Origin of the sequence: Mesorhizobium loti R88b (assembly GCF_013170845.1) — a bacterium.
Lineage (GTDB): Bacteria > Pseudomonadota > Alphaproteobacteria > Rhizobiales > Rhizobiaceae > Mesorhizobium > Mesorhizobium loti_B.
In genome coordinates, this window is the sequence record NZ_CP033367.1 from 7,004,850 (window position 1) to 7,026,095 (window position 21,246).

Consider the following 21,246-nt stretch of genomic DNA (forward strand, 5'->3'; position numbering starts at 1 on the left):
CCAGGAGTTAAAAATGGCTGCCAAAGACGTAAAATTCTCCCGTGATGCCCGCGAGCGCATGCTGCGCGGTGTCAACATCCTCGCCGACGCGGTGAAGGTCACGCTCGGCCCCAAGGGCCGCAACGTCGTCATCGACAAGTCGTTCGGCGCCCCGCGCATCACCAAGGACGGCGTCACCGTCGCCAAGGAAATCGAGCTTGAAGACAAGTTCGAAAACATGGGCGCACAGATGGTCCGCGAAGTCGCTTCAAAGACCAACGACATCGCCGGCGACGGCACCACGACCGCGACCGTTCTGGCGCAGTCGATCGTCCAGGAAGGCCACAAGGCGGTTGCCGCCGGCATGAACCCGATGGACCTGAAGCGCGGCATCGATCTTGCCGTGACCGACGTCGTCGCGACGCTGATCAAGAACGCCAAGAAGATCAAGACCTCGGAAGAGGTTGCCCAGGTCGGCACGATCGCCGGCAATGGCGACGAGTCGGTCGGCAAGATGATCGCGGAAGCGATGCAGAAGGTCGGCAATGAAGGCGTCATCACGGTCGAGGAAGCCAAGACTGCCGAGACGGAACTCGAAGTCGTCGAAGGCATGCAGTTCGACCGCGGCTATCTCTCGCCCTACTTCGTCACCAACGCCGACAAGATGGTTGCCGATCTCGAGGACGTCTACATCCTGCTGCACGAGAAGAAGCTCTCCAACCTGCAGACCATGCTGCCGGTTCTCGAAGCCGTCGTGCAGACCTCGAAGCCGCTGCTCATCATCTCGGAAGACGTCGAAGGCGAGGCTCTGGCCACGCTGGTCGTCAACAAGCTGCGTGGCGGCCTGAAGATCGCCGCCGTCAAGGCGCCGGGCTTCGGTGATCGCCGCAAGGCCATGCTGGAAGACATCGCCATCCTCACCGGTGGCCAGGTCATCTCCGAAGACCTCGGCATCAAGCTCGAGAACGTCGGCCTCAACATGCTCGGCCGCGCCAAGAAGGTGTCGATCTCCAAGGAGAACACCACCATCGTCGACGGCGCCGGCAAGAAGGAAGAGATCCAGGGCCGCGTTGCCCAGATCAAGCAGCAGATCGAAGAGACCACGTCGGACTACGACAAGGAGAAGCTGCAGGAACGTCTCGCGAAGCTGGCGGGCGGCGTTGCGGTGATCCGCGTCGGCGGTGCGACGGAAGTCGAAGTCAAGGAAAAGAAGGACCGCGTCGATGACGCCCTCAACGCGACACGCGCGGCCGTGGAAGAAGGCATCGTTCCCGGCGGCGGCGTTGCCCTGCTGCGCGCTTCGCTGAGCATCAACGCTGTCGGCGCAAACTCCGACCAGGCCGCCGGCATCAACATCGTGCGTCGCGCGCTGCAGGCTCCGGCCCGCCAGATCGCGGCCAACGCCGGTGCGGAAGCCTCGATCGTTGCCGGCAAGATCCTTGAGAACAAGGGCGCGACCTTCGGCTACAACGCCCAGACCGGCGAATATGGCGACATGATCGCCATGGGCATCGTCGATCCGGTCAAGGTCGTGCGCACGGCTCTCCAGGACGCGGCCTCGGTCGCCGGCCTGCTCGTCACCACCGAAGCCATGATCGCGGAGGCTCCGAAGAAGGAGTCTGCTGGCGGCGGCGGCATGCCTGGCGGCATGGGCGGCGGCGGCATGGGCGGCATGGGCGGCATGGACTTCTAATCTAGCCTCTATCAGCTTTCAAATACCGAGAGGGCGGCAGCGACGCCGCCCCCTTTTTTTGGGACGGAGCCGGTCGGAAAAGGTTTGGGCTCGCGTGATATTGTAGTGCGCGCGCCTACACGGCCACACTACATCGTCGCAGTGGAGCTTTCGGGTGGCGAACTGAACAAACATGGCTTTGTGCGCGACTATCAAGACTTAGCAGCGCTCAAGCCACTACATCGATGGCACGTTCGACCATGGCGGTCGGTTTTCGATATGCCTGATATGAGCGGCCGTGGAAGCCGCTCAAAGAATGATACCGCAGTGCTGTTGCCAACGTCGGCGATTTCGATGATCGACTCCGCCTATGCCAGCTCTTCACGAGCTCTATCCGCGCTTGCCTACTATGGAGCGAAAGCCTTAGCGCGACTCGTGATTGAGGCTGTCATTGCTATGGGCTAATCAGTCGGGAAGCTGCGCTTGCAATGACGGAGGGCCGGAACGATCTCGTCCGATCATCTGGCACAAGGTGTGCTTATTAGTACGTTGCGAAGCTAGTAACTTAACCATGAAGGGGGACGACGGTTTGACCGTGACACAGTCGCTGACGAGACGTCTCAAAAATCCCGAGCTATTTGACGATCTGGCCGGTGTGCCTGGTCGGAAGGCGGAGCAATCCACGAGGCGTTTTTCGGTGTTCAATCCCTCAACGGGCGAGCTGTTGGCTGAGCTTCCAGATATGGATGTCCGGGACGTTTCCAAGGCAATCGATAAGGCTGAAGCTGCGCAGGAACATTGGGCGGCGCTCACCGCGCGCGAGCGCTCCGACATCTTATGGGAATGGCACCAACTGATCCTCGACCACAGCGAGGATCTTGCAGCCATTTTGACGGCTGAAATGGGTAAGCCGCTTGCAGAGGCGAAGTCTGAAATCGCCCATGCCGCAGCCTACCTCCAATGGTATGCCGAGGAGGCCAATCGCATCTATGGCGAGACGATTTCACCGCCTTCTAACGACAGGCGTATGCTGGTAATCAAACAGCCGATCGGTGTTGTCGGCGCCATTACTCCTTGGAATTTTCCCGCCTCGATGGTGGCTCGCAAGATTTCGCCTGCGCTTGCCGCCGGCTGCGCGATTGTTCTGAAACCCGCGGAGCAAACACCGCTTGTCGCGGGTGCTATGTTCACGCTTGCCCGGATGGCAGGTTTTCCCGATGGCGTTCTAAACTTGATCTACGCATCGGAAGGCGATGCGGTTGGGCGTGAACTTTGCTCGAACCCGAAGGTCCGCAAGATCAGCTTCACTGGGTCGACCGAGGTCGGGCGGCTGCTCATGAGGGAGTGTTCGGATCAGATCAAAAGAACTAGCTTCGAACTTGGTGGTAACGCTCCTTTCATTGTTTTTGATGATGCAGACGTCGACGCTGCCGTCGATGGTGCGCTACAGGCAAAGTTTCGGAATGCAGGCCAGACCTGCGTTTCAGCCAATCGGCTTTACGTACAGTCCAGCGTGTATAATGAATTCTGCGACAAATTCACCAAGCGCGTCAGTGCATTGCGCGTCGGTGACGGTTTCGAGCCAGAAGTTGCGATCGGTCCCCTGATCGATAAGTGCGCGCTTGCAAAGATTGAAGATCATATTCGCGATGCTGTGCGGCAGGGTGGGAAGATCCGTTGCGGTGGCAACCGTATCGGCGAATCGGGAACCTTCTTCGAGCCAACGGTGATCACCGACGTCGAAAGGACAATGCGGGTCGCTCAGGAAGAAACCTTCGGACCGCTGGCTCCCATAATCCGCTTCAACGATCCCGACCAGGTGGTGCGCGAGGCGAATGACACGATTTACGGTCTTGCAGCCTACTTCTACGCTTCCAATCTAAAGCGCGTGTGGCGCGTGGCTGAAACCCTCGAATACGGAATGGTCGGCATCAATACGGGACGCATGTCATCCGAGGCCGCACCCTTTGGCGGAATGAAGCAATCAGGGATCGGTCGTGAGGGGTCGCGCCACGGCCTCGAGGATTATCTCGAAATGAAGTACCTGTGCATGGGTGGGCTATAATCCCACAGCATCGGCGTCCCATTGACTTCGCCCTGACAATCCGCCGCGGCCATCGATGGAATGGTGGCCTTCGATCAAGGCCCAGTGTAAAACCTTGATGCTGTCATCCTTGCCTTCGGCCGCATTCACCGATCCCTGATTGACACGTGCTTGCCATGTACCGCTTCAATCCGCCGGGAGTGGTTTTTCCTGTCTCGGCCGCGACAGATCAGGGTGCTGGTGAACAAAATCTCCGTCCATCCGACAGCCGGCGAGCCTTCGATCACAGTTCTACCGTATGGGTCGAATGGCGGCATCTTCTGAAGCCTTATTGCAGCCCTAGCTTCCTCTTCAGTTCCGCGTTCTCTGTGCGCAGGCGTTCCGCGAGCAGGCTCTTCAATCGCTTGTTTTCTTTCTCGAGCGCGACCAGGTCCTTCAGATCGTCACCATCGGATCTAGGCGCCGCGGCCTTCTTCCAGTGATAATAGGTCTGTTCCGATATACCCGCCTGCTTTACGGCGCTCTTGAGAGTGGTGCCGCCGCTGATCGACGTCTCGACCTGAGCGAGCATTTGGGCGCGCTCTTTTCCGGAGTAGACCTTCCGGGCGCTCCGCACGGCCGCTCCTGTTGCTGTTGCTTCCGCCGGGGACGCCGTATTGGCGCCATTCTTGCGACCAGGCTCAGTCTTGGCCTTCCGCGAAGGTGGGGTTTTCTTCTTCGTTTCAGGCGTCCTTCCTTTGGGAGCGTGTTCGGTTGCAGCTTCTACTGATTCAGCGTCTAGGGGATTTGCCATGAGATACTCCGCTCGCGGTTTGTGCGCGTGTTCAGCATCAAGGGCTATGACATTAGAGTCAATCAGCCGACGATTTGGCAGATCCATATCTTTGAGCTCCCTTGTTGTGTCGGCTATAGCCGCGGAGAGATCGACATCGCTCCAGATGGAATGGCCCCGTTTTTGATAATTGCGCTTTTGTTTGACCTCCACAGTGAACGGTCGGGTCTGCCGCCTCATAGTTTCTTCCTTGTTAGAACGAATTGCACAGGAGGTCGCGGCTGACGATGACTGAACAACTGGCGCTTCCTCTGTTGCGCCGAGCTATATGGATGAGATAGCCCGAGAGCAAGCGGCACTTGCGGTGTGCATCGACAAATGCTCGGGCCACGTCGCTGGCTGGCCGCAGCTTTGTTTTCATATCGATGCGTTTGCAGAGCTGGAACAGCGGCTCGCGCGTCATAGCTTTCCAGTTGGATAGGCCTCGCCGGAAGTCATGATCGTCTCGTCCCAGTGAAGGTCGCAATCATTCGTGATTGCGACCTTCACTAGCCAGCTCCGGCCAATCATTGCGGGAGGATATGCAATACAGGTCGAGGCGTTGTCGGCGTTTCGGCGGGTAAGACGGGATAGGCGACCTCCGGTACTTTTCCGGTCAGCGAATTAAGGAAGGCAACGAGCAGGTCGACTTCTTTTTCCGTCAATTCTTGGCCGAGCTGGGTGGTCCCCATAATGGCGACGGCCTGTTTCAGATCCCAAACCTTGCCCGAATGAAAGTATGGCGCGGTGAGTGCTACGTTGCGCAACGGCGCCACGCGGAAAACATAGGAATCGTCGGCTTCATGGGTCACGGCAAATCGGCCTTTGTCGTTTTCCGGCAGGACATCGGTGTTGGGCTTTTCAACGAGGCCGAATGGGGAATAGCCCTCCCCACCCACGTTGATACCGCCGTGGCAGGACGAGCAGCCTTTGTCCATGAAAAGCGTCAGGCCCTGTTTCTGTTCGGAAGTCATAGCGGCGTCATCGCCGTTGAGGAAGGCATCGAAGGGCGCCGGTGTGACCAGTGTCGCCTCAAAGGCTTCGATTGCCTTGGCGACGTTTTCGAAGGTGACGCGATCGGCTTCGCCCGGGAAAGCTGAATTGAACCACTCGACATATTGCGGCATCGACTTGAGCGTGGCGATGAGTTGACCTGGTGTGTTGGCCATTTCGACAGCGGCTTGGATCGGTGCCTTGGCCTGAACCTTCAGGTCTTCAGCACGACCATCCCAGAACTGCGCTATGTTGAAGACAGCGTTCAGTACCGTCGGCGCGTTGCGCGGTCCCTTCTGCCAACCATGGCCGATCGAGCTTTCATGATTGTCGTCGCCCCCGGTGGCCAAGTTGTGGCACGAATTGCACGACAAGACGCCTGACGCCGAGACGCGTGGATCGAAGAACATTGCCTTGCCCAGGGCTATCTTCTCCGGTGTGATCGGGTTGTTGGCGACTGTCGGCGTGATGGATGGTAGAGGCTTGAAGGTGGCCCGTGCTGTTTCTCTGAGGTATACGGGGATCGTTTGCGCAGCAAAAGCGATGGCCGGCAACGCGACAGCCACCGTAGTGAATAGGATTTTCACAAGTGATCTCCCTGCGTTTTGCACGGAAGCCATTGTTGATATGCGGTTCGTGAACGCCTTGCGCTAAAGGCGGCAATCCTCTTTGCATAAAACCGATTCTGACGCGGACCTGACATATTGTCTTCCTTCGTTGCATTGCGCGATATCACCCACGATGAACGCCAGTCGGTATCTCCTGTCGCCTCTCGAGAAGCATCAAAAGTCGTGCCAACTGAGCAGAAGGAACCTCCGGGGGATTTTCTGGTCATCATTCAATAGGTTGAGGGAATTCGCAGCAAAGCGCAGCTCTACTCCGGTGTCGCGGATCTGACAGCCAGCAGTCGGGCTGAAACAGAGAGATGTTGGTCCCTCAGCGTCTTGTCCGATGGGCACCCGGCCTCCTGCATGGGCGGGAGGGGACCACACGGTATTAAAGCTCAAGATGAACGCCGCCGGCAAGCATCGCTAGACAGTCCCCGCAGATACTTTGACGCTGGTCCGCGAGCTGGTGCGCCTAGTGCCCGACCGCCAGATCGCGGCTCCTCAATCGCGCCGCAAGCCGACGGCGCGTTAAAGCGGCCGCGCAATCATCGATGTGAGCGTGATGACGGCGCTGCACTGTGTCGTCGAATTGTGGCCACTGGAGCAATCCTCGTAAAGCGAGCCAAGGTTCTTGATCTAAACGGCGGCGGCCGCCATATTAGCGTAGCGCCTCTCACACGTTCGAGAGTGATCGCATTTTTGGATGCCGCCGGCTCGGGCTGTTTCGGCATCCTATTTCAACATCGGCCGCCGCTTGTTTCGAGTTATCGAATGGCCGTTCTCTGCATTTGGAGGCAAAATGACCGCAACGCCTTTCGCGCTGCCCGAGGCAGTGCTTACCGCAATCTCAAACGGAAAACCCGTAATTCAGGCATGTCGGGAACATCTTGGCTATTCGACCGAGGACGTTGCCGTGACCAGCGGTCTGACAGTCGAGGAGGTCGGGCTGATCGAATCTGGCCATTGTTTCGACAAGGGCTATCGCGATCGGATCGCTCGGGCGCTTGGCTTGGCTGAGAGTATCTTCGATGAAATCTGGGGTATCCCGAACGCTGCCTGACGTCGGCCTCTGAAGATTACCCGCCGCCTGCCAGGTCGGATCAAAATCCCAAGGGTATATCAATACCCTTACGGCGGCGGGGCGGTGGCAGAATTCTTATTTCTACGGAATCGATTCGCTCTGCGGAAGATCGGCCTCATGCTGGGCGACACGGATGTAATCTTGGCCCGCACGAGAGGCCAGATCTGTGGATAGAGAGAACCGGCTAGCCGGTTGATCGTACGAGGGCATGTGGACAAAATATTCCTACCCGATGGTGGCGCCGAACTACGGCACAACGATCAGCGCTTGCGAAGTCGAGCGCTTAGACGAAAGATTTCGGCGAAACCACCCGAGGCCATCAGGAAGGTTCGTCACGATGAAAGCGATCCCTTGCCCGTTCTGCACAAGCTGCGAGGTTAGGCCATATGAGACGGACGAGGCGCGCGTTGTGATGAAATGCGAGGACTGCGGTGCATCGGGGCCGGTCTGCATCGACGAAGTCAACGCCGTCGAAAGCTGGAATTACCGTCCATCTGCCCAGCCCGAATAGGATTGTCCACGTGGCATGGCGATAGCGATGCGCCTACGCCTAATGGCCCCGGTCCGTCACCGGCGCGCAGGAGCGTATTATCTTCGTCAGCCGGTGCCGCGTTTCTCTTCCGAGCCCCGCCAGTCAGGCCCGGCGCATGCTGGCCTACCCCGTCAGAGTGCCAGGCCGCTCATGTCGCGCCTGCCGTACATGGCAACGAACCTTATCGCGCACCTGATCGACTGATATTGCCGATACCTTCCGCAACTCGAGCGGCTGTAGCAGCGCATGCCGTTACATCGGATGCGCAAGTGTCGTCTGACAATCTCGCCGGAAAACTGCCGTCTCAACAATTCGGCCAGCCTGTCGTTGCGACATCGCTCACTAGCCATACTCATAAAACCTGTTCTGGTTTGCCTCGCCTTGCCTAGCCGCCGGTCGCCTGACAGCCCACATGCCGACGCAGGTTCGGTCTGCCAGCCACCGTAGGGCATGTGACGTTGAACTGTCAGGTTCGACCGTATACGTCCTCAAGCCGCACGATGTCATCTTCGCCGAGATACTCGCCGCTTTGGACCTCGATCATCACCAGTCCGATATTGCCGGGGTTTTCGAGCCGGTGTTTGTGGCCGCAAGGGATATAGGTGGATTGATTGGTGGTCAGGAGTAGCTCCTGGTCGCCGTTGACTATTTTCGCAGTGCCGCTGACCACGACCCAGTGCTCGGAGCGGTGATGGTGCATCTGCAGGCTCAAGCGTCCGCCCGGCTTCACCTCGATGCGCTTGATTTTGAAGCGCTCGCTTTCCTCCAGAACCGTGTAGGTGCCCCAGGGCCGGTGCACGGTACTGTGAAGCAAGTGCGCTTCATGTCCCGCAGCCTTGAGGCCCTCGAAGAGTTTCTTGACGTCCTGGACGCGATCGCGGGATGCAACAAGCAATGCATCGGGGGAATCCACGATCACCAGGTCGCTGATGCCGACGGTGCCGATGACGCGTTTGTCCGAGCTTATGTAACTGCCCACGGTGTCGACCACATGGACATCGCCGCGAATCCTGTTGCCGCTCCCGTCAGCGGCGACCAGTTCGGCCATTGCGTTCCAAGATCCAATGTCATTCCACCCCATTTCGCAGGGAACGACAGCGAGATTGTGGGTTTTTTCCATCACCGCATGGTCGAGTGAAATACGCGGCGCCATGGCGAAGTGCTCAGATGAGAGTTCGACGCTGGCAACATGTTCGCCGTGGCTGACGCGAGCGTTATCATAGCTATCGAGAACGGCATCGATCACCTGCGGGCAATGCGCAGCCATTTCGTCGAGCATGACCTGCGCCTTGAAGCAGAAGATGCCGGCGTTCCAGAAGAAACGTTTGGACGCGACATAAGATTTGGCAGTCTCGGCGTTCGGTTTCTCGACGAACCGGACAACTTTCTCACCGTCGGCCTCGATGTAGCCGAATGCGGTGTCTGGCCTATCCGGGGTTATGCCCAAGGTTGCAATACGCCCCTGCTGCGCCTGTTCGATTGCCCGGTTCATGGCGGTTTGAAATGCGGGCAGATCACCAATCATATGGTCGGCGGGAAAAACACACAGAACAGCATCGGGACCCTGTGTTGCCTTGGCATGGACGGTTGCCGCAGCGACGGCGGCGGCGGTATCCCGACCCTCAGGCTCAAGCAGAAAGGTGCGTGGCAAAACAACGGAATCCAGCTCGTCGAAAACGTCTTTCGTAAGGAAGAGGTGCCCCGTGGACGTCACGGTAACAAGCTCCACGACATGCTGCATCGAAGCGGCGCGCAACACGGTGTGCTGGATGAGCGAAAGTCCATCCGCCACCTTGAGGAAAGGTTTGGGGTGCGATTGCCTTGAGGCGGGCCAGAGCCGCGAACCAGCTCCACCGCTGATGATGACCGGAACCACTTTCATCAAAGGTCCTCTATCTCGTCTGTAAGCGCGAACGCATGTGCCCCTTGCAGCGTCGAGGCGACGATCGCCATGGCCCTGCTCTCGGTCGAAGCTTCCGAGTAGCAGCGCAGTTCCGGGGCATTGCCGGAAGGCCGCAGATGTATGATCTCACCTGAAAGCATCCGCGCCCTGAGGCCATCGGTTTTGTCAATTTCGGCGACGGTCCCGAACGAGGCAAGAAAGTGCTGCAGTGCGTTCCGGCTTGCGAGATGATCCATCAATCTGCGCGAACTTTCCGCGGGGAAGTTCTGAAGCCGGTCACTGACGCACACAGGAAGATTCCAAAGCCCGCGCAGTCGCGACAGCTTCTTTTTTGTCGACGCCATGGTACTGAGCACGGCCAAAATCGGGAGGAATGAGTCCCGCGTCGGCAGTGCAGTCAATGTCTTCCCATTCACCACACAATCCGAGCCCAGCAGAACACCACCATTGGCCTCAAAGCCGACGATGACGCCGCCGGCGCCGTGTAATGCTTCCATTGCTTCAATGACAAATGGAGACCCGACTTTCGTCCTCTGGACCGCGAAACCAAAGGCCTTCGAAATTCCCGAATTGGAGGTCACTGGCGTCACGATCGTGTCTGCCTTCAGGAAAAGAGCCGTTGCAAGCCCAACCAGGTCGCCGCGAAGAAGATCGCCATTTTCATCAGCGATGAGTGGCCGATCAGCGTCCGCATCGGTCGACACGATGGCATCGAGACCGAATTCGCGGACCCACTTCTTCAATTTTGCGATTGTTGCTGCGTCCACGGCTTCGGTATCGACAGGTACGAAGGTCCCGGTTTTCCCGACGGCGACCACGCTGGCACCGAGCGATCGAAGAACCTGTACCAACAGTTCCGCCGCGACCGAACTGTGCTGATAGACACCAAGTCTCATGCCGGAAAGTGAGCCCGGCTCCAGCATGTCATGGGCGCGCTCTCGATAAGAGGCGATCGCTTCTTCACGGTGCATAGGCCACGTCGTTCCCAAACAAGCCGTTGGTAAGCAATACGCAATTGATCTTTCGGCTACAAAGCGCGTAATCGCGGCCTCATCCGCCTTGCTGATTTCACCATTCGGGCCATAAAATTTGATGCCATTGCGATCGGCTGGAATGTGCGACCCGGTGACCATAAGAGCCGCCGCGCCGTGTTTGCATGCATATAGTGCCAGGGCAGGCGTGGGTATGGTGCCGCAATCGATCGGCTGGAAACCATTTGCGGCCAACGCCGCCATGCAATTGTTGGCTATCGCCTGACTGCTGTCACGTAGGTCGCGGCCTATGAAGACTGAACTATTCGGCTGAACCCGGCTGGAAATCAAACGCCAAGCGAAAGCTTCGGTATAAAGTCCGCTGGCCTTGCCGACCAATTCCGAAGCCAAACCTCGAACGCCGCTTGACCCGAATTTCATGATTTCGCTTTGCTAGTGGACAGGCAGGGTGGGGTAATGTTGCAACGGGCTAGTACTTTCTACTGCAAGCGCCATCGTTCTCAGGCACCTGCTGTTCAGGTATGCGGTCTCTACAACACGGTGTGGCGTAAGGACCCCTCAGAGTTCCGCCGAACAGCAGGGCATCCACTGGCACAGGGGCATCCACAGTTCTCCTTCTAATGGAATCTTTTGGCGCGCTCATCTAATGATCAAGGAAGTGGAGTGATCGATCGGTGCCTGCCGGTATTTCGCTATGCATCATCATGACAGGTCCGTAAACTTGGTTGTTTGGATGGAACGCATCCATGGCATGGATAGGGCTAGAAAGCCGTCTCGATCAGCGCAATGGACCCTGTGATTCTTGGGTAATGGATTAAGGTCAGCCAGAGCGCTCGCCGACCATGGCGTCGCCTAGGGCGCTGGGCCCAAGCAGGAACCGATGCTTGGATCAGTTGGGGCGACGATCAGCGCCGACAATGTCTTGGCTTGCGACGCCTTCAGAAAGTTGTTTCTGGAATTGCGTTCGATCAAGGCCCAGCGCAAAACCTTGATGCAGTCGTCGCCGCCGCAATCTTCGCCTTCGGCTTTGTCTACATCCATCCGTTCGAGGATGGAAACGGCCGCATTCACCGCTACCTGATCCACCACGTCCTTGCCATGCACCGCTTCAATCGCCGGGAGTGGTGTCCCGTATCGGCCGCGATCCTGGACCAGATCGACGAGTACAGGCGCGTGCTGGAGAGCAATTCGAAGCGCCTTCTGCCATTGGTCGAATGGGAACCGACGCCGCAATTCAACGTGCTGAATGACACCGGGGATTTCTACCGATACTTCGATGCAACCCCGCACGCCGAATTTCTTTATGCCTGCGTTCGGCGGACGATCGAACGGTACCTTTGACGAAACAGCTTTTCTGCAGCGCTACGATCAATTCCGGCAATAGGTGAATGCCTTTATCGACATGCCCGAGCGGCTGATCGATCTGCTCTTCCGTCTCCAACCAGAATGGTGGCCCCTCTCGAGCCGCGCCCTCGGAAAGGAATTCCCACCAATGACGAGGCGCGGCGGCTCGAGGCGATCTATGCGCAGACCAGAAAACGGCAAACCACGAGGCAGAAGCCTTTCACTGGACTGCCGGTCGACCCTTGCGTTGTCGCCGAAACTCGGGACGTCATGTTCTGGGGCAAACCGGACAAGCCGAAGGTGTGTCGGGAATGCTGCTGCGCCACGGCAGTGATTTCTGCATCGTCTATACGCCTATATACGCAGTGCCGGCGTCAGCCCCCCAGCGGTCGAAGATACGCGACAAGTCGCGTGCAAAGTCATCTTGGGGACGCTGACAACAAGGTACGTGGGCTCAATCGCGTCCACCCCATTCACAAAACCGGCTCCGTGGAGTAGTGGGAACGCAGAGAAATCTCCGGTCGCAGCCTTACCCGGTCAAAACAAGGACTCAAACCATGAATGCCCTCGTCATCTGCTCCGGCGGATTGGACTCTGTTTCGCTCGCTCACAAGGTGGCGACCGAGCAGAAACTCATTGGCCTGCTTTCGTTCGATTACGGCCAGAGGCACAAAAAGGAACTCGGCTTTGCCGCTATCTGCGCCAAGCGGCTGGGTGTTCCGCACCAGATCGTCGATATCCGCGATGTTGGCCGGAACCTGAGCGGCTCGGCGCTGACTGATAATGTGGACGTGCCCGACGGGCACTATGCCGAAGACTCCATGAGGATCACGGTGGTGCCGAATAGGAACGCCATCATGCTGGCCATCGCCTTCGGGGTTGCCGCCGCGCAGAAGGCCGATGCGGTGGCCACTGCCGTCCACGGCGGAGATCATTTCATCTATCCCGATTGCCGGCCCGCTTTTATCGACGCCTTTCAGACGATGCAGAACCATGCGCTCGCAGGCTACGCCGATATCCGCCTGTACGCTCCGTATGTGAATATGTCGAAGGCCGACATCGTCAGCGAGGGGGCAAAGTACGCCACGCCGTTCGAGGCGACGTGGTCCTGCTACAAGGGCGGTGCACGTCATTGCGGTCGCTGCGGGACATGCGTCGAACGGCGCGAAGCATTCGATCTGGCCGGCATCACCGACCCGACAGATTATGGGGACGCAGACTTCTGGCTCCACGCTATCCAGACAAGGAGCGCGTAATGTTCCACATTACCAAAGAGTTCCACTTCTCGGCCTCGCATCAGCTCACCTCCTTGCCACCAGGTCATCAGTGCGCACGTCTGCACGGCCACAACTACATCGTCGTAGTGGAGCTTTCAGGTGGCGAACTGGACGAACACGGCTTTGTGCGCGACTACCAAGATCTGGCGGCGTTCAAGCACTACATCGATGGGACCTTCGACCATCGGCATCTTAACGACGTGCTTGGGCATGACCATGCCACAGCGGAATACCTGGCCAGGCACTTCTACGACTGGTGCAAGGTGCGGCTACCCGAAACCTCCGCCGTGCGGGTGAGCGAGACGCCGAAAACCTGGGCGGAATACCGACCATGACTTGCGCGTTGCATCCCGGAATCCGGGTGAGCGAGATTTTTGGGCCGACCATTCAGGGCGAAGGCGTGCTGATCGGCTTGCCGACGGTGTTCGTAAGAACCGGCGGGTGCGATTATCGCTGTTCCTGGTGCGACAGCCTGCATGCGGTGGACCGTCGCTTCCGCCATGATTGGGAGATGATGTCTCCCGACGCGGTTTGGCAAAAGGTCATTGCGCTTTCCGGCGGTCAGCCCGTGATGGTATCGCTGTCGGGCGGCAATCCGGCCATCCAGCCGCTTAGCCAGTTGATCGACCGCGGGCATGGTGAGGGCTACCGTTTTGCATTGGAAACCCAAGGCTCGGTGTCTAAGCAATGGTTCGCGGATCTCGACGTGCTGGTACTAAGCCCTAAGCCGCCCTCAAGCGAAATGACGACAGATTGGGCCGCGTTCGACGCCTGCTTAGAGGCGGCGCAGGATAAGCCGCAGATGGCGCTCAAGCTCGTTGTCTTCGACGATGATGACTATGCCTATGCCAAAGACGCCGCGGCGCGCTACCCGCAATTACCCGTCTATCTGCAGCCCGGCAATCACACGCCGCCGCGTCCCGGCGACGAAGACGCGTTCATCGACATGGCCGGTGTGATGAGGCGCATGGAATGGCTGGTTGAAAAGGTGACTCGTGACAGGTGGTTCGAGGCGCGTGTACTGCCGCAGCTTCATGTTCTGCTCTGGGGAAACAGACGGGGCGTCTAGCCGAAGGGGAAGGATTGCCGACGACGAGCAAGACAGACATCTATAGCAATCTCACCCAACTGGGCGGCAGCAGCGTCGTTCCGGAAAGCCCCGAAAATACCGTGCTGGAAAAGGCACCGAATCCGCATGAGGGCTCGCCTTATTGGGGGCGCTTCACCGCTGCTCTGGGGCGTCACTTGCTCTCGATACTAGCATGCTTTTCCGCTGGGTTTGTTTGGTCGTCGATCACCGCTGCGGGACGAATGCGCTTGACAAAATAGCGCCGGCCCATTCAATTCGACGCATTCACCAGGGGAGTCCCGGCAAGGGGCTGAGATACTGCTGGCTTTCGCGGCGCAGTGACCCGTTGAACCTGATCCAGTTCATACTGGCGTAGGGACGGTGCAAGCGCTTTGCGGGAGTTCACGCCCGAAGACCTGTTTTGAACAGGTCGACAAAAGCGTCTTTTCATCCTTCCGGCACAGAACTGGGTCTCCAATGCATGAGCAAAGGAGCCTCAAGATGAATGCCCTCACCCCAGCCGTGTCGACGGGACCGCTGCCCGCCTCACGGAAGATTCACAAGTCCGGCGTCCTCCATCCGCACATCAAGGTGCCGATGCGCGAAATCTCCGTCCATCCGACGGCCGGCGAACCGCCCGTCATCGTCTACGATCCGTCCGGCCCCTATACCGACCCGATTGTCGAAACCAGCATCGAAAATGGCCTTGCCCGGCTTCGTAACGAATGGATCACAGCGCGCGGCGATGTCGAGGCCTATGACGGCCGCCATGTCCGGCCGGAGGACAACGGATTTGCGACCGGCGAGCGCCTGACGCCGGAATTTCTCACTCGCAACCGGCCACTCAGGGCCAAGCAGGGCAAGGCGGTGACCCAGCTCGCCTATGCGCGCGCCGGCATCATCACGCCCGAGATGGAGTTCGTCGCCATCCGCGAAAACCTCGGCCGCGAGATGCTGCGTGGCAAGCTTGAGCGTGACGGCGAAGCCTTCGGCGCGGCGATCCCAGACTTCGTCACGCCGGAATTCGTGCGCGATGAGGTTGCGCGCGGGCGTGCGATCATTCCCGCCAACATCAATCATCCCGAAAGCGAGCCGATGATCATCGGCCGCAATTTCCTGGTGAAGATCAACGCCAATATAGGCAATTCCGCCGTCACCTCCTCGATGGCCGAAGAGGTCGAAAAGATGGTCTGGGCGATCCGCTGGGGCGCCGACACGGTGATGGACCTGTCGACCGGCCGCAACATCCACAACATCCGTGAATGGATCGTACGCAATGCGCCGGTGCCGATCGGCACGGTGCCGCTCTATCAGGCGCTCGAAAAGGTCAACGGCATTGCCGAGGACCTTACCTGGGAGGTCTACCGCGACACACTGATCGAGCAGGCCGAGCAGGGCGTCGACTATTTCACCATCCACGCCGGCATGCGGCTGCACTACATCCCGCTGACTGTCGACCGGGTCACGGGCATCGTCTCGCGCGGCGGTTCGATCATGGCCAAATGGTGCCTGCAGCATCACCGGGAAAGCTTTCTCTACGAGCACTTCGCGGAAATCTGCGACATCTGCCGCGCCTATGACGTGTCCTTCTCGCTTGGCGACGGTCTTCGTCCCGGCTCGATCGCCGACGCCAACGACGCGGCGCAATTCGCCGAGCTGGAAACGCTTGGCGAGCTGACGCAGATCGCCTGGGCCAAGGATTGCCAGGTGATGATCGAGGGGCCTGGCCACGTGCCGATGCACAAGATCAAGGAGAACATGGACAAGCAGCTCGCCGTTTGCGGCGAGGCGCCGTTCTACACGCTTGGACCGCTGACGACCGACATTGCGCCGGGCTATGACCACATCACCTCCGGCATTGGTGCTGCCATGATCGGGTGGTTCGGCACCGCCATGCTCTGCTACGTCACGCCGAAGGAACATCTCGGCCTTCCCGATCGCAACGACGTCAAGATTGGGGTGATCACCTACAAGATCGCCGCCCATGCCGCCGATCTGGCGAAGGGCCATCCGGCGGCGAAAGTCAGGGATGATGCCCTCTCCCGCGCGCGCTTCGAGTTCCGCTGGGAGGACCAGTTCAACCTGTCGCTCGATCCTGAAACCGCGCGGTCCTTCCACGACCAGACCTTGCCCAAGGAGGCGCACAAGGTGGCGCATTTCTGCTCGATGTGCGGGCCGAAATTCTGCTCGATGCGCATTTCCCACGACATCCGCGCCGAGGCACAGAAGGAAGGCATGGCGGCGATGGCGGCGAAATATCGCGCGGGTGGCGATCTCTATGTGCCGGCTGACAAGACCGGCGTAGCACTCATGACAGGGGCGCCGGAGCCGTCATGAGGGTGCTGGTCAAAGGGGCCGGCATCGCCGGCCTCACCGTCGCCTTCGAACTCGCCACGCGCGGCGCGGCGGTGACCGTTGCGGAGACAAGGCATGGCCTCGGCGGCAATGCGTCGTGGTTCGCCGGCGGCATGCTGGCGCCATGGTGCGAGCTCGAAAGCGCCGAGCAACCGGTGCTGGATCTCGGACGCGATGCCGCCGACTGGTGGGAGGCGGCAACGCCCGGGCAGGTGACGCGGGCCGGAACACTGGTCGTGGCCGCGCCGCGCGACGCGGGCGAACTCGACCGGTTCGCCAGCCGCACGTCGGGTCATCGGCGCGTCGATGAGGATGAAATCGCATTGCTGGAGCCCGACCTCGCCGGCCGCTTCCGCCGCGGACTGCTTTTCTCCGACGAAGCCCATCTCGACCCGCGCCAGGCGATGGCGTTACTTCATGACAGGCTGGCGGCGATGGGAGTCGAATTCCACTTCTGCGCCGATGCCCAGGCTGTTTCCGGGTTCGATCGCCAGATCGACTGCACGGGAATAGCGACGGGCGACGACCGGCTGCGTGGCGTTCGTGGCGAGATGCTGATCCTGCGAACGCCTGAAGTCTCGCTGTCACGCCCGGTCCGTCTGCTGCATCCACGCTTTCCGCTCTATGTGGTGCCGCGTGCCGACCACCATTTCATGGTCGGCGCGACGATGATCGAGAGCCAGTCCAGTGGACCGGTCAGGGCGCGTTCGATGATGGAGCTTCTAGGTGCCGCCTATGCCCTCCATCCGGCCTTTGGCGAGGCCGAGATCGTTGAAACCGGTGTCGGCGTTCGTCCGGCCTTTCCCGACAACCTGCCGCGTATCGAGGCACTCGGAAACACGGTCGCGATCAACGGGCTCTATCGCCATGGCTTTCTGCTCGCCCCAGCCATGGCGCGCCAGGCGGCCGAGCTTGTCTTCAGTCACGACAAACCCGCGGAGTTTGCACATGAATCTGATCGTCAACGGCGAACCGCTTGAGACCGCCGCCACATCGCTGGCGGCGCTGCTTGCCGCGCTCGACTATGAAGGCGATTGGCTAGCAACCGCCGTCAACAGCGACCTCGTACACAAAGCCAACCGCGCGGAGTTCCAGTTGAGCGACGGCGACCGGATCGAAATCCTCTCGCCCATGCAGGGAGGCTAGCATGTTCGAACTTTTCGGAACGTCGCTTCCCTCGCGGCTGCTTCTCGGCACGGCTCAGTATCCTTCACCGGCCATCCTTGCCGATGCGGTCAAGGCGTCGGGCACATCGGTGGTGACCGTCTCGTTGCGGCGTGAGATGGCAGGCGGGAGGGCCGGCGAAAAATTCTGGTCGTTGATCCGCGCGCTCGGCACGAGAATCCTTCCCAACACTGCCGGCTGCCACTCCGTCAAGGAAGCGGTCACGACCGCGAAGATGGCGCGCGAAGTGTTCGGCACGAGCTGGATCAAGCTCGAAGTGATCGGCAACCAGGACACGCTGCAACCGGACGTGTTCGGCCTGGTCGAAGCCGCGCGCATCCTGTGCGAGGACGGTTTTACGGTATTTCCCTATACCACCGACGACCTTGTTGTCGCCGAGCGGCTGCTGGAGGCGGGCTGCAAGGTCCTGATGCCGTGGTGCGCACCGATCGGTTCCGCCCTCGGGCCGGTCAACATCATGGCACTGCGTTCGATGCGCGGACACTTCCCGGATGTCCCGCTCATTGTGGATGCGGGGCTCGGACGGCCGTCGCACGCGGCAACCGTCATGGAACTCGGCTTTGACGCCGTGCTGCTGAACACGGCGGTCGCCAGGGCGGCTGATCCGGTCGGCATGGCGCGTGCGTTCGGCAAGGCTGTCGAAGCCGGCCGTGAAGCTTACAGCTCGGGAATGCTCGAACCGCGCGACGTCGCCGTGCCATCGACGCCGACAATTGGCAGAGCCGTTTTTTCATGAAACTCGATCCCTTCTACCTGATCGTCGACAGCGCTGCCTGGATCGAACGGCTGGTCCCACTCGGCGTCAAGCTGGTTCAGCTTCGCATCAAGACCATGGATGAGGCCGGGTTGCGCGCGGAGATCCGCAAGGCAAAGGCCTTGTGCGCCCAAAACCGTTGCCAGCTCATCGTCAACGACCACTGGCGCCTGGCAATCGAGGAAGGCTGCGACTTCGTCCACCTTGGCCAGGAGGATTTGCAGACCGCCGATCGTTCGCGGATTCGGGTAGCCGGCGTGAGGCTCGGACTGAGCACACATGATGATATCGAACTGGAAACGGCGATGGCCGCCGGGCCGGACTATATCGCGCTTGGGCCGATCTATCCGACCATCCTGAAGACGATGAAATGGGCGCCGCAAGGGCTCGAACGGATCAGCGAGTGGAAGCGCCGGGTCGCGCCAATCCCATTGGTCGCCATTGGCGGTCTCAACCCTGACAGGCTCAACGGTGTTTTCGCGGCGGACGCCGATAGCGCGGCAGTGGTCACCGACATCACGCTGAATGCCGATCCCGAAGCGCGCACACGAGAATGGATCGAAAAGACGGAGCGATGGCGCTGAGGCGAGAACCGCATGTGCTTGTCGTTGGCGGGTCGGACTCCAGCGGTGGAGCTGGAATTGCCCGCGATATAGAAACGGTTTCCGCCTTCGGGCTGCGCAGTTGTCTTGCCATCACCGCCGTGACAGTCCAGACGCACTCGGCTGTCGAGCACGTCAAGCTTGTGCCGTCGGAGCTTGTCGCCGCTCAGATGCGCGCCGCGTTCGCTGCCAACGCTGTCGCGGCCGTCAAGATAGGCATGATTGGGACATCGGCGGCTGTTGAGGCAGTCGGCGCTGTTTTGGTCAACCGCCAAGTGCCTGTGGTACTCGACCCGGTCCTGGCCTCTACCTCGGGACGCAATCTGCTGGCGGACGATGCCATTAATATGCTGCGCCACGATCTGATGCCGATCTGCCGGCTTGTAACGCCTAACCTGGTCGAGCTGGCTGCGTTTACCGGCTCGTCACCGGCCGCGGACGAAGAAGGGGCTTGTCGTCAGGCTGAAGAGCTATCGAGGACGGTGAGGACCGCTGTACTCGTCAAGGGCGGCCATGCACAAGGAACCCGTTGCGTCGACGTGCTTTTGCAGCCGAACCAACGTGCAGTTCGGTTCGAGGCGCCCCGCTTGCCGCGAGGGATGCGCGGAACGGGTTGCATGATGGCCAGCGCAGTCGCCGCCTCGCTTGCTCTTGGAGCGTCGCTGGAAGCGAGCGTGCGCCAAGGCAAGCAATATGTTCTCGATGCGCTTGCCGGATCGAAGGACATCGGGCCGATTAGCTGATCGGGCCGAACGTATCCAACGCTCCGATCAAGTCTGGCAGGCGATCGTGGGTCTACTGCTAGGACATGAAGGCCCTATCCGAGGGGTGAGAATGCGGCATACACGGTCGCTTTCGCCTATGAACAACACGCCGCTTTGAGGAGGAAGCCGCATGCCTCTGTGCCAACCGGTTGATGGGTCATCCGAAACCCGCACCTAGTCGTCGCTAGCGACAGCATGCCGCTTGGCACGTTGTTGGGTGAGCGAACGTTCGAACCGGGGTTAGCCAACTCGAGCCATAATTGCGGATTGAATCGCCGTTGCGGTATATAGGGAAGCATCTAACGACAGATTCCCAAACGCCGGTTGACAAAGGAGGTAGTTTGCACCTGCCGCTTCCAGCTGATCAAGAAGAGCTTGTCCCGCAGATGCTGCCGTTCCTACTACGCACAATTCCTTCTCGATTGCTGCATCGAAGGTCAGCGGCAGGTTTGGTGGAGTCGGCATGCCATTGAGATCATAAAGGAATTTAAAGCTCTTGAGCCACCGTTCGTAAGCAGGTGCGGCGAGTGAACGTGCATCTGTTTCAGAACGCCCAATCACGACCATTCGGAGCAATCCAAGAAATGGCGCTTGGTCGTCCGCCTCACTGGTGTGCTCTCGACCGGCGCGGAAGGCATCAGTGATTCTTCGAACGGAAGAGGAAGGTCCCACGCACGCGATGTTCATGCCATTCGCAGCGGCCCAGCCTGCCGATTCCGGTCGATTGGTGGCGATCCAAGTCGGCGGATGTGGACGCTGATGAGTTCTTAGCGTCAGCGGAACGCTGTTCAACTCAAAATGGCGACCTTGATACGATAGCGTGCCGCCCTTCAGCGCATTGATAAGAATTTCGCTGGCTTCCGCATAGTGGTTTGGCGCCGCGTCCGAGCCAATCCCGAAGTAACCCAATTCGATCGGGAGCGAGCCGCGCCCTATCCCAAGTTCGAGCCTGCCACCGCTCAATTGGTCCAGCATACAGATCTCTTCGAACGCACGTAGCGGATGATAGAGGGCAAGCAGCATTACCAACGGGCCGACACGAAGGCGCCGGGTTCGCTGGGCTACGCTCGACAAGAACAGATTCGGTGAGGGACCTCTCCCATGTGGGGTACAATGGTGCTCTGCGAGATGATATGCATAGAACCCAAGGTGATCGCACGCCTCCGCTAACATCAGGCGATCTTCGTACTGTCGGGCGATATCGGGGCCGTCCTCGTCCAGATGATCGAAGATGCCGACAGCTAAGCCTGAAGGAAAGGCCTTATCCATGATATTGTCTCC

The 21,246-nt window shown here is 59.4% G+C and carries 18 protein-coding genes and 1 riboswitch; of the genes, 13 read left to right on the forward strand and 5 right to left on the reverse strand.

Annotated elements, in window-relative coordinates; all coding sequences use genetic code 11:
* Window positions 1–13 precede the first annotated feature (13 nt).
* Together groL and EB235_RS33775 are read left to right on the forward strand one after the other, a co-directional pair.
* Entirely contained in the window at window positions 14–1,672 is a 1,659-nt protein-coding gene (groL, locus tag EB235_RS33765) for a chaperonin GroEL (RefSeq protein WP_027033148.1), read from the forward strand.
* A 550-nt stretch (window positions 1,673–2,222) separates the two neighbouring features.
* A complete protein-coding gene (locus tag EB235_RS33775) occupies window positions 2,223–3,716 on the forward strand; it encodes an NAD-dependent succinate-semialdehyde dehydrogenase (protein ID WP_051371157.1) in 1,494 nt (497 codons plus the stop codon).
* Between the two features lie 307 nt (window positions 3,717–4,023).
* On the opposite strand, the gene EB235_RS33780 is transcribed toward EB235_RS33775, so the two are convergent.
* Together EB235_RS33780 and EB235_RS33785 are read right to left on the reverse strand one after the other, a co-directional pair.
* Entirely contained in the window at window positions 4,024–4,707 is a 684-nt protein-coding gene (locus EB235_RS33780; protein WP_080680386.1) for a transposase, read from the reverse strand.
* 326 nt (window positions 4,708–5,033) lie between these two features.
* A complete protein-coding gene (locus tag EB235_RS33785) occupies window positions 5,034–6,119 on the reverse strand; it encodes a cytochrome-c peroxidase (RefSeq protein ID WP_032925888.1) in 1,086 nt (361 codons plus the stop codon).
* 787 nt (window positions 6,120–6,906) lie between these two features.
* Here EB235_RS33785 and EB235_RS33790 point away from each other — a divergent pair.
* A complete protein-coding gene (locus EB235_RS33790; RefSeq protein ID WP_027033144.1) occupies window positions 6,907–7,167 on the forward strand; it encodes an XRE family transcriptional regulator in 261 nt (86 codons plus the stop codon).
* 1,019 nt (window positions 7,168–8,186) lie between these two features.
* On the opposite strand, the gene EB235_RS33800 is transcribed toward EB235_RS33790, so the two are convergent.
* Together EB235_RS33800 and EB235_RS33805 are read right to left on the reverse strand one after the other, a co-directional pair.
* Window positions 8,187–9,602 (reverse strand): mannose-1-phosphate guanylyltransferase/mannose-6-phosphate isomerase, encoded by a 1,416-nt coding sequence (locus EB235_RS33800; RefSeq protein WP_006334012.1) that lies wholly within the window; start codon window positions 9,600–9,602, stop codon window positions 8,187–8,189.
* Window positions 9,602–11,035 carry a phosphomannomutase gene (locus EB235_RS33805; RefSeq protein WP_027033142.1) on the reverse strand — a complete coding sequence of 478 codons (1,434 nt, stop codon included), beginning with the start codon at window positions 11,033–11,035 and terminating at the stop codon, window positions 9,602–9,604. The genes EB235_RS33800 and EB235_RS33805 overlap by 1 nt, the downstream gene beginning before the upstream one ends.
* Window positions 11,036–11,542: 507 nt before the next feature.
* Here EB235_RS33805 and EB235_RS33810 point away from each other — a divergent pair.
* The 10 genes from EB235_RS33810 (at window position 11,543) to EB235_RS33855 (ending at window position 19,944) form a co-directional block, all read left to right on the forward strand.
* Complete coding sequence (locus tag EB235_RS33810; RefSeq protein ID WP_224713127.1) at window positions 11,543–11,956, forward strand: Fic family protein; 414 nt, start codon at window positions 11,543–11,545, stop codon at window positions 11,954–11,956.
* 560 nt (window positions 11,957–12,516) lie between these two features.
* Window positions 12,517–13,215, forward strand: coding sequence for a 7-cyano-7-deazaguanine synthase QueC (gene queC, locus EB235_RS33815; protein WP_027033139.1), 699 nt, complete (start codon window positions 12,517–12,519; stop codon window positions 13,213–13,215).
* Window positions 13,215–13,571 (forward strand): 6-carboxytetrahydropterin synthase QueD, encoded by a 357-nt coding sequence (queD, locus tag EB235_RS33820; protein ID WP_027033138.1) that lies wholly within the window; start codon window positions 13,215–13,217, stop codon window positions 13,569–13,571. Before queC ends, queD begins: the two co-directional genes overlap by 1 nt.
* Window positions 13,568–14,305 carry a 7-carboxy-7-deazaguanine synthase QueE gene (queE, locus tag EB235_RS33825; protein ID WP_027033137.1) on the forward strand — a complete coding sequence of 246 codons (738 nt, stop codon included), beginning with the start codon at window positions 13,568–13,570 and terminating at the stop codon, window positions 14,303–14,305. The genes queD and queE overlap by 4 nt, the downstream gene beginning before the upstream one ends.
* 280 nt (window positions 14,306–14,585) lie before the next feature.
* Window positions 14,586–14,702: riboswitch (TPP riboswitch) on the forward strand.
* Window positions 14,703–14,806: 104 nt separating this feature from the next.
* Window positions 14,807–16,642 (forward strand): phosphomethylpyrimidine synthase ThiC, encoded by a 1,836-nt coding sequence (gene thiC / locus EB235_RS33830; RefSeq protein ID WP_032925884.1) that lies wholly within the window; start codon window positions 14,807–14,809, stop codon window positions 16,640–16,642.
* A complete protein-coding gene (gene thiO / locus EB235_RS33835) occupies window positions 16,639–17,640 on the forward strand; it encodes a glycine oxidase ThiO (RefSeq protein WP_027033135.1) in 1,002 nt (333 codons plus the stop codon). The genes thiC and thiO overlap by 4 nt, the downstream gene beginning before the upstream one ends.
* Complete coding sequence (gene thiS / locus EB235_RS33840) at window positions 17,609–17,806, forward strand: sulfur carrier protein ThiS (protein ID WP_027033134.1); 198 nt, start codon at window positions 17,609–17,611, stop codon at window positions 17,804–17,806. The genes thiO and thiS overlap by 32 nt, the downstream gene beginning before the upstream one ends.
* Before the next feature lies 1 nt (window position 17,807).
* On the forward strand, window positions 17,808–18,581 hold the full coding sequence (locus EB235_RS33845; RefSeq protein ID WP_006334021.1) for a thiazole synthase: 774 nt from the start codon (window positions 17,808–17,810) through the stop codon (window positions 18,579–18,581).
* A complete protein-coding gene (locus tag EB235_RS33850) occupies window positions 18,578–19,183 on the forward strand; it encodes a thiamine phosphate synthase (RefSeq protein WP_027033133.1) in 606 nt (201 codons plus the stop codon). Before EB235_RS33845 ends, EB235_RS33850 begins: the two co-directional genes overlap by 4 nt.
* Entirely contained in the window at window positions 19,174–19,944 is a 771-nt protein-coding gene (locus EB235_RS33855) for a hydroxymethylpyrimidine/phosphomethylpyrimidine kinase (protein ID WP_027033132.1), read from the forward strand. The genes EB235_RS33850 and EB235_RS33855 overlap by 10 nt, the downstream gene beginning before the upstream one ends.
* Window positions 19,945–20,205: 261 nt before the next feature.
* Here EB235_RS33855 and EB235_RS33860 read toward each other — a convergent pair whose 3' ends face one another.
* Window positions 20,206–21,234 carry an LLM class flavin-dependent oxidoreductase gene (locus EB235_RS33860; RefSeq protein ID WP_027033131.1) on the reverse strand — a complete coding sequence of 343 codons (1,029 nt, stop codon included), beginning with the start codon at window positions 21,232–21,234 and terminating at the stop codon, window positions 20,206–20,208.
* Window positions 21,235–21,246 lie beyond the last annotated feature (12 nt).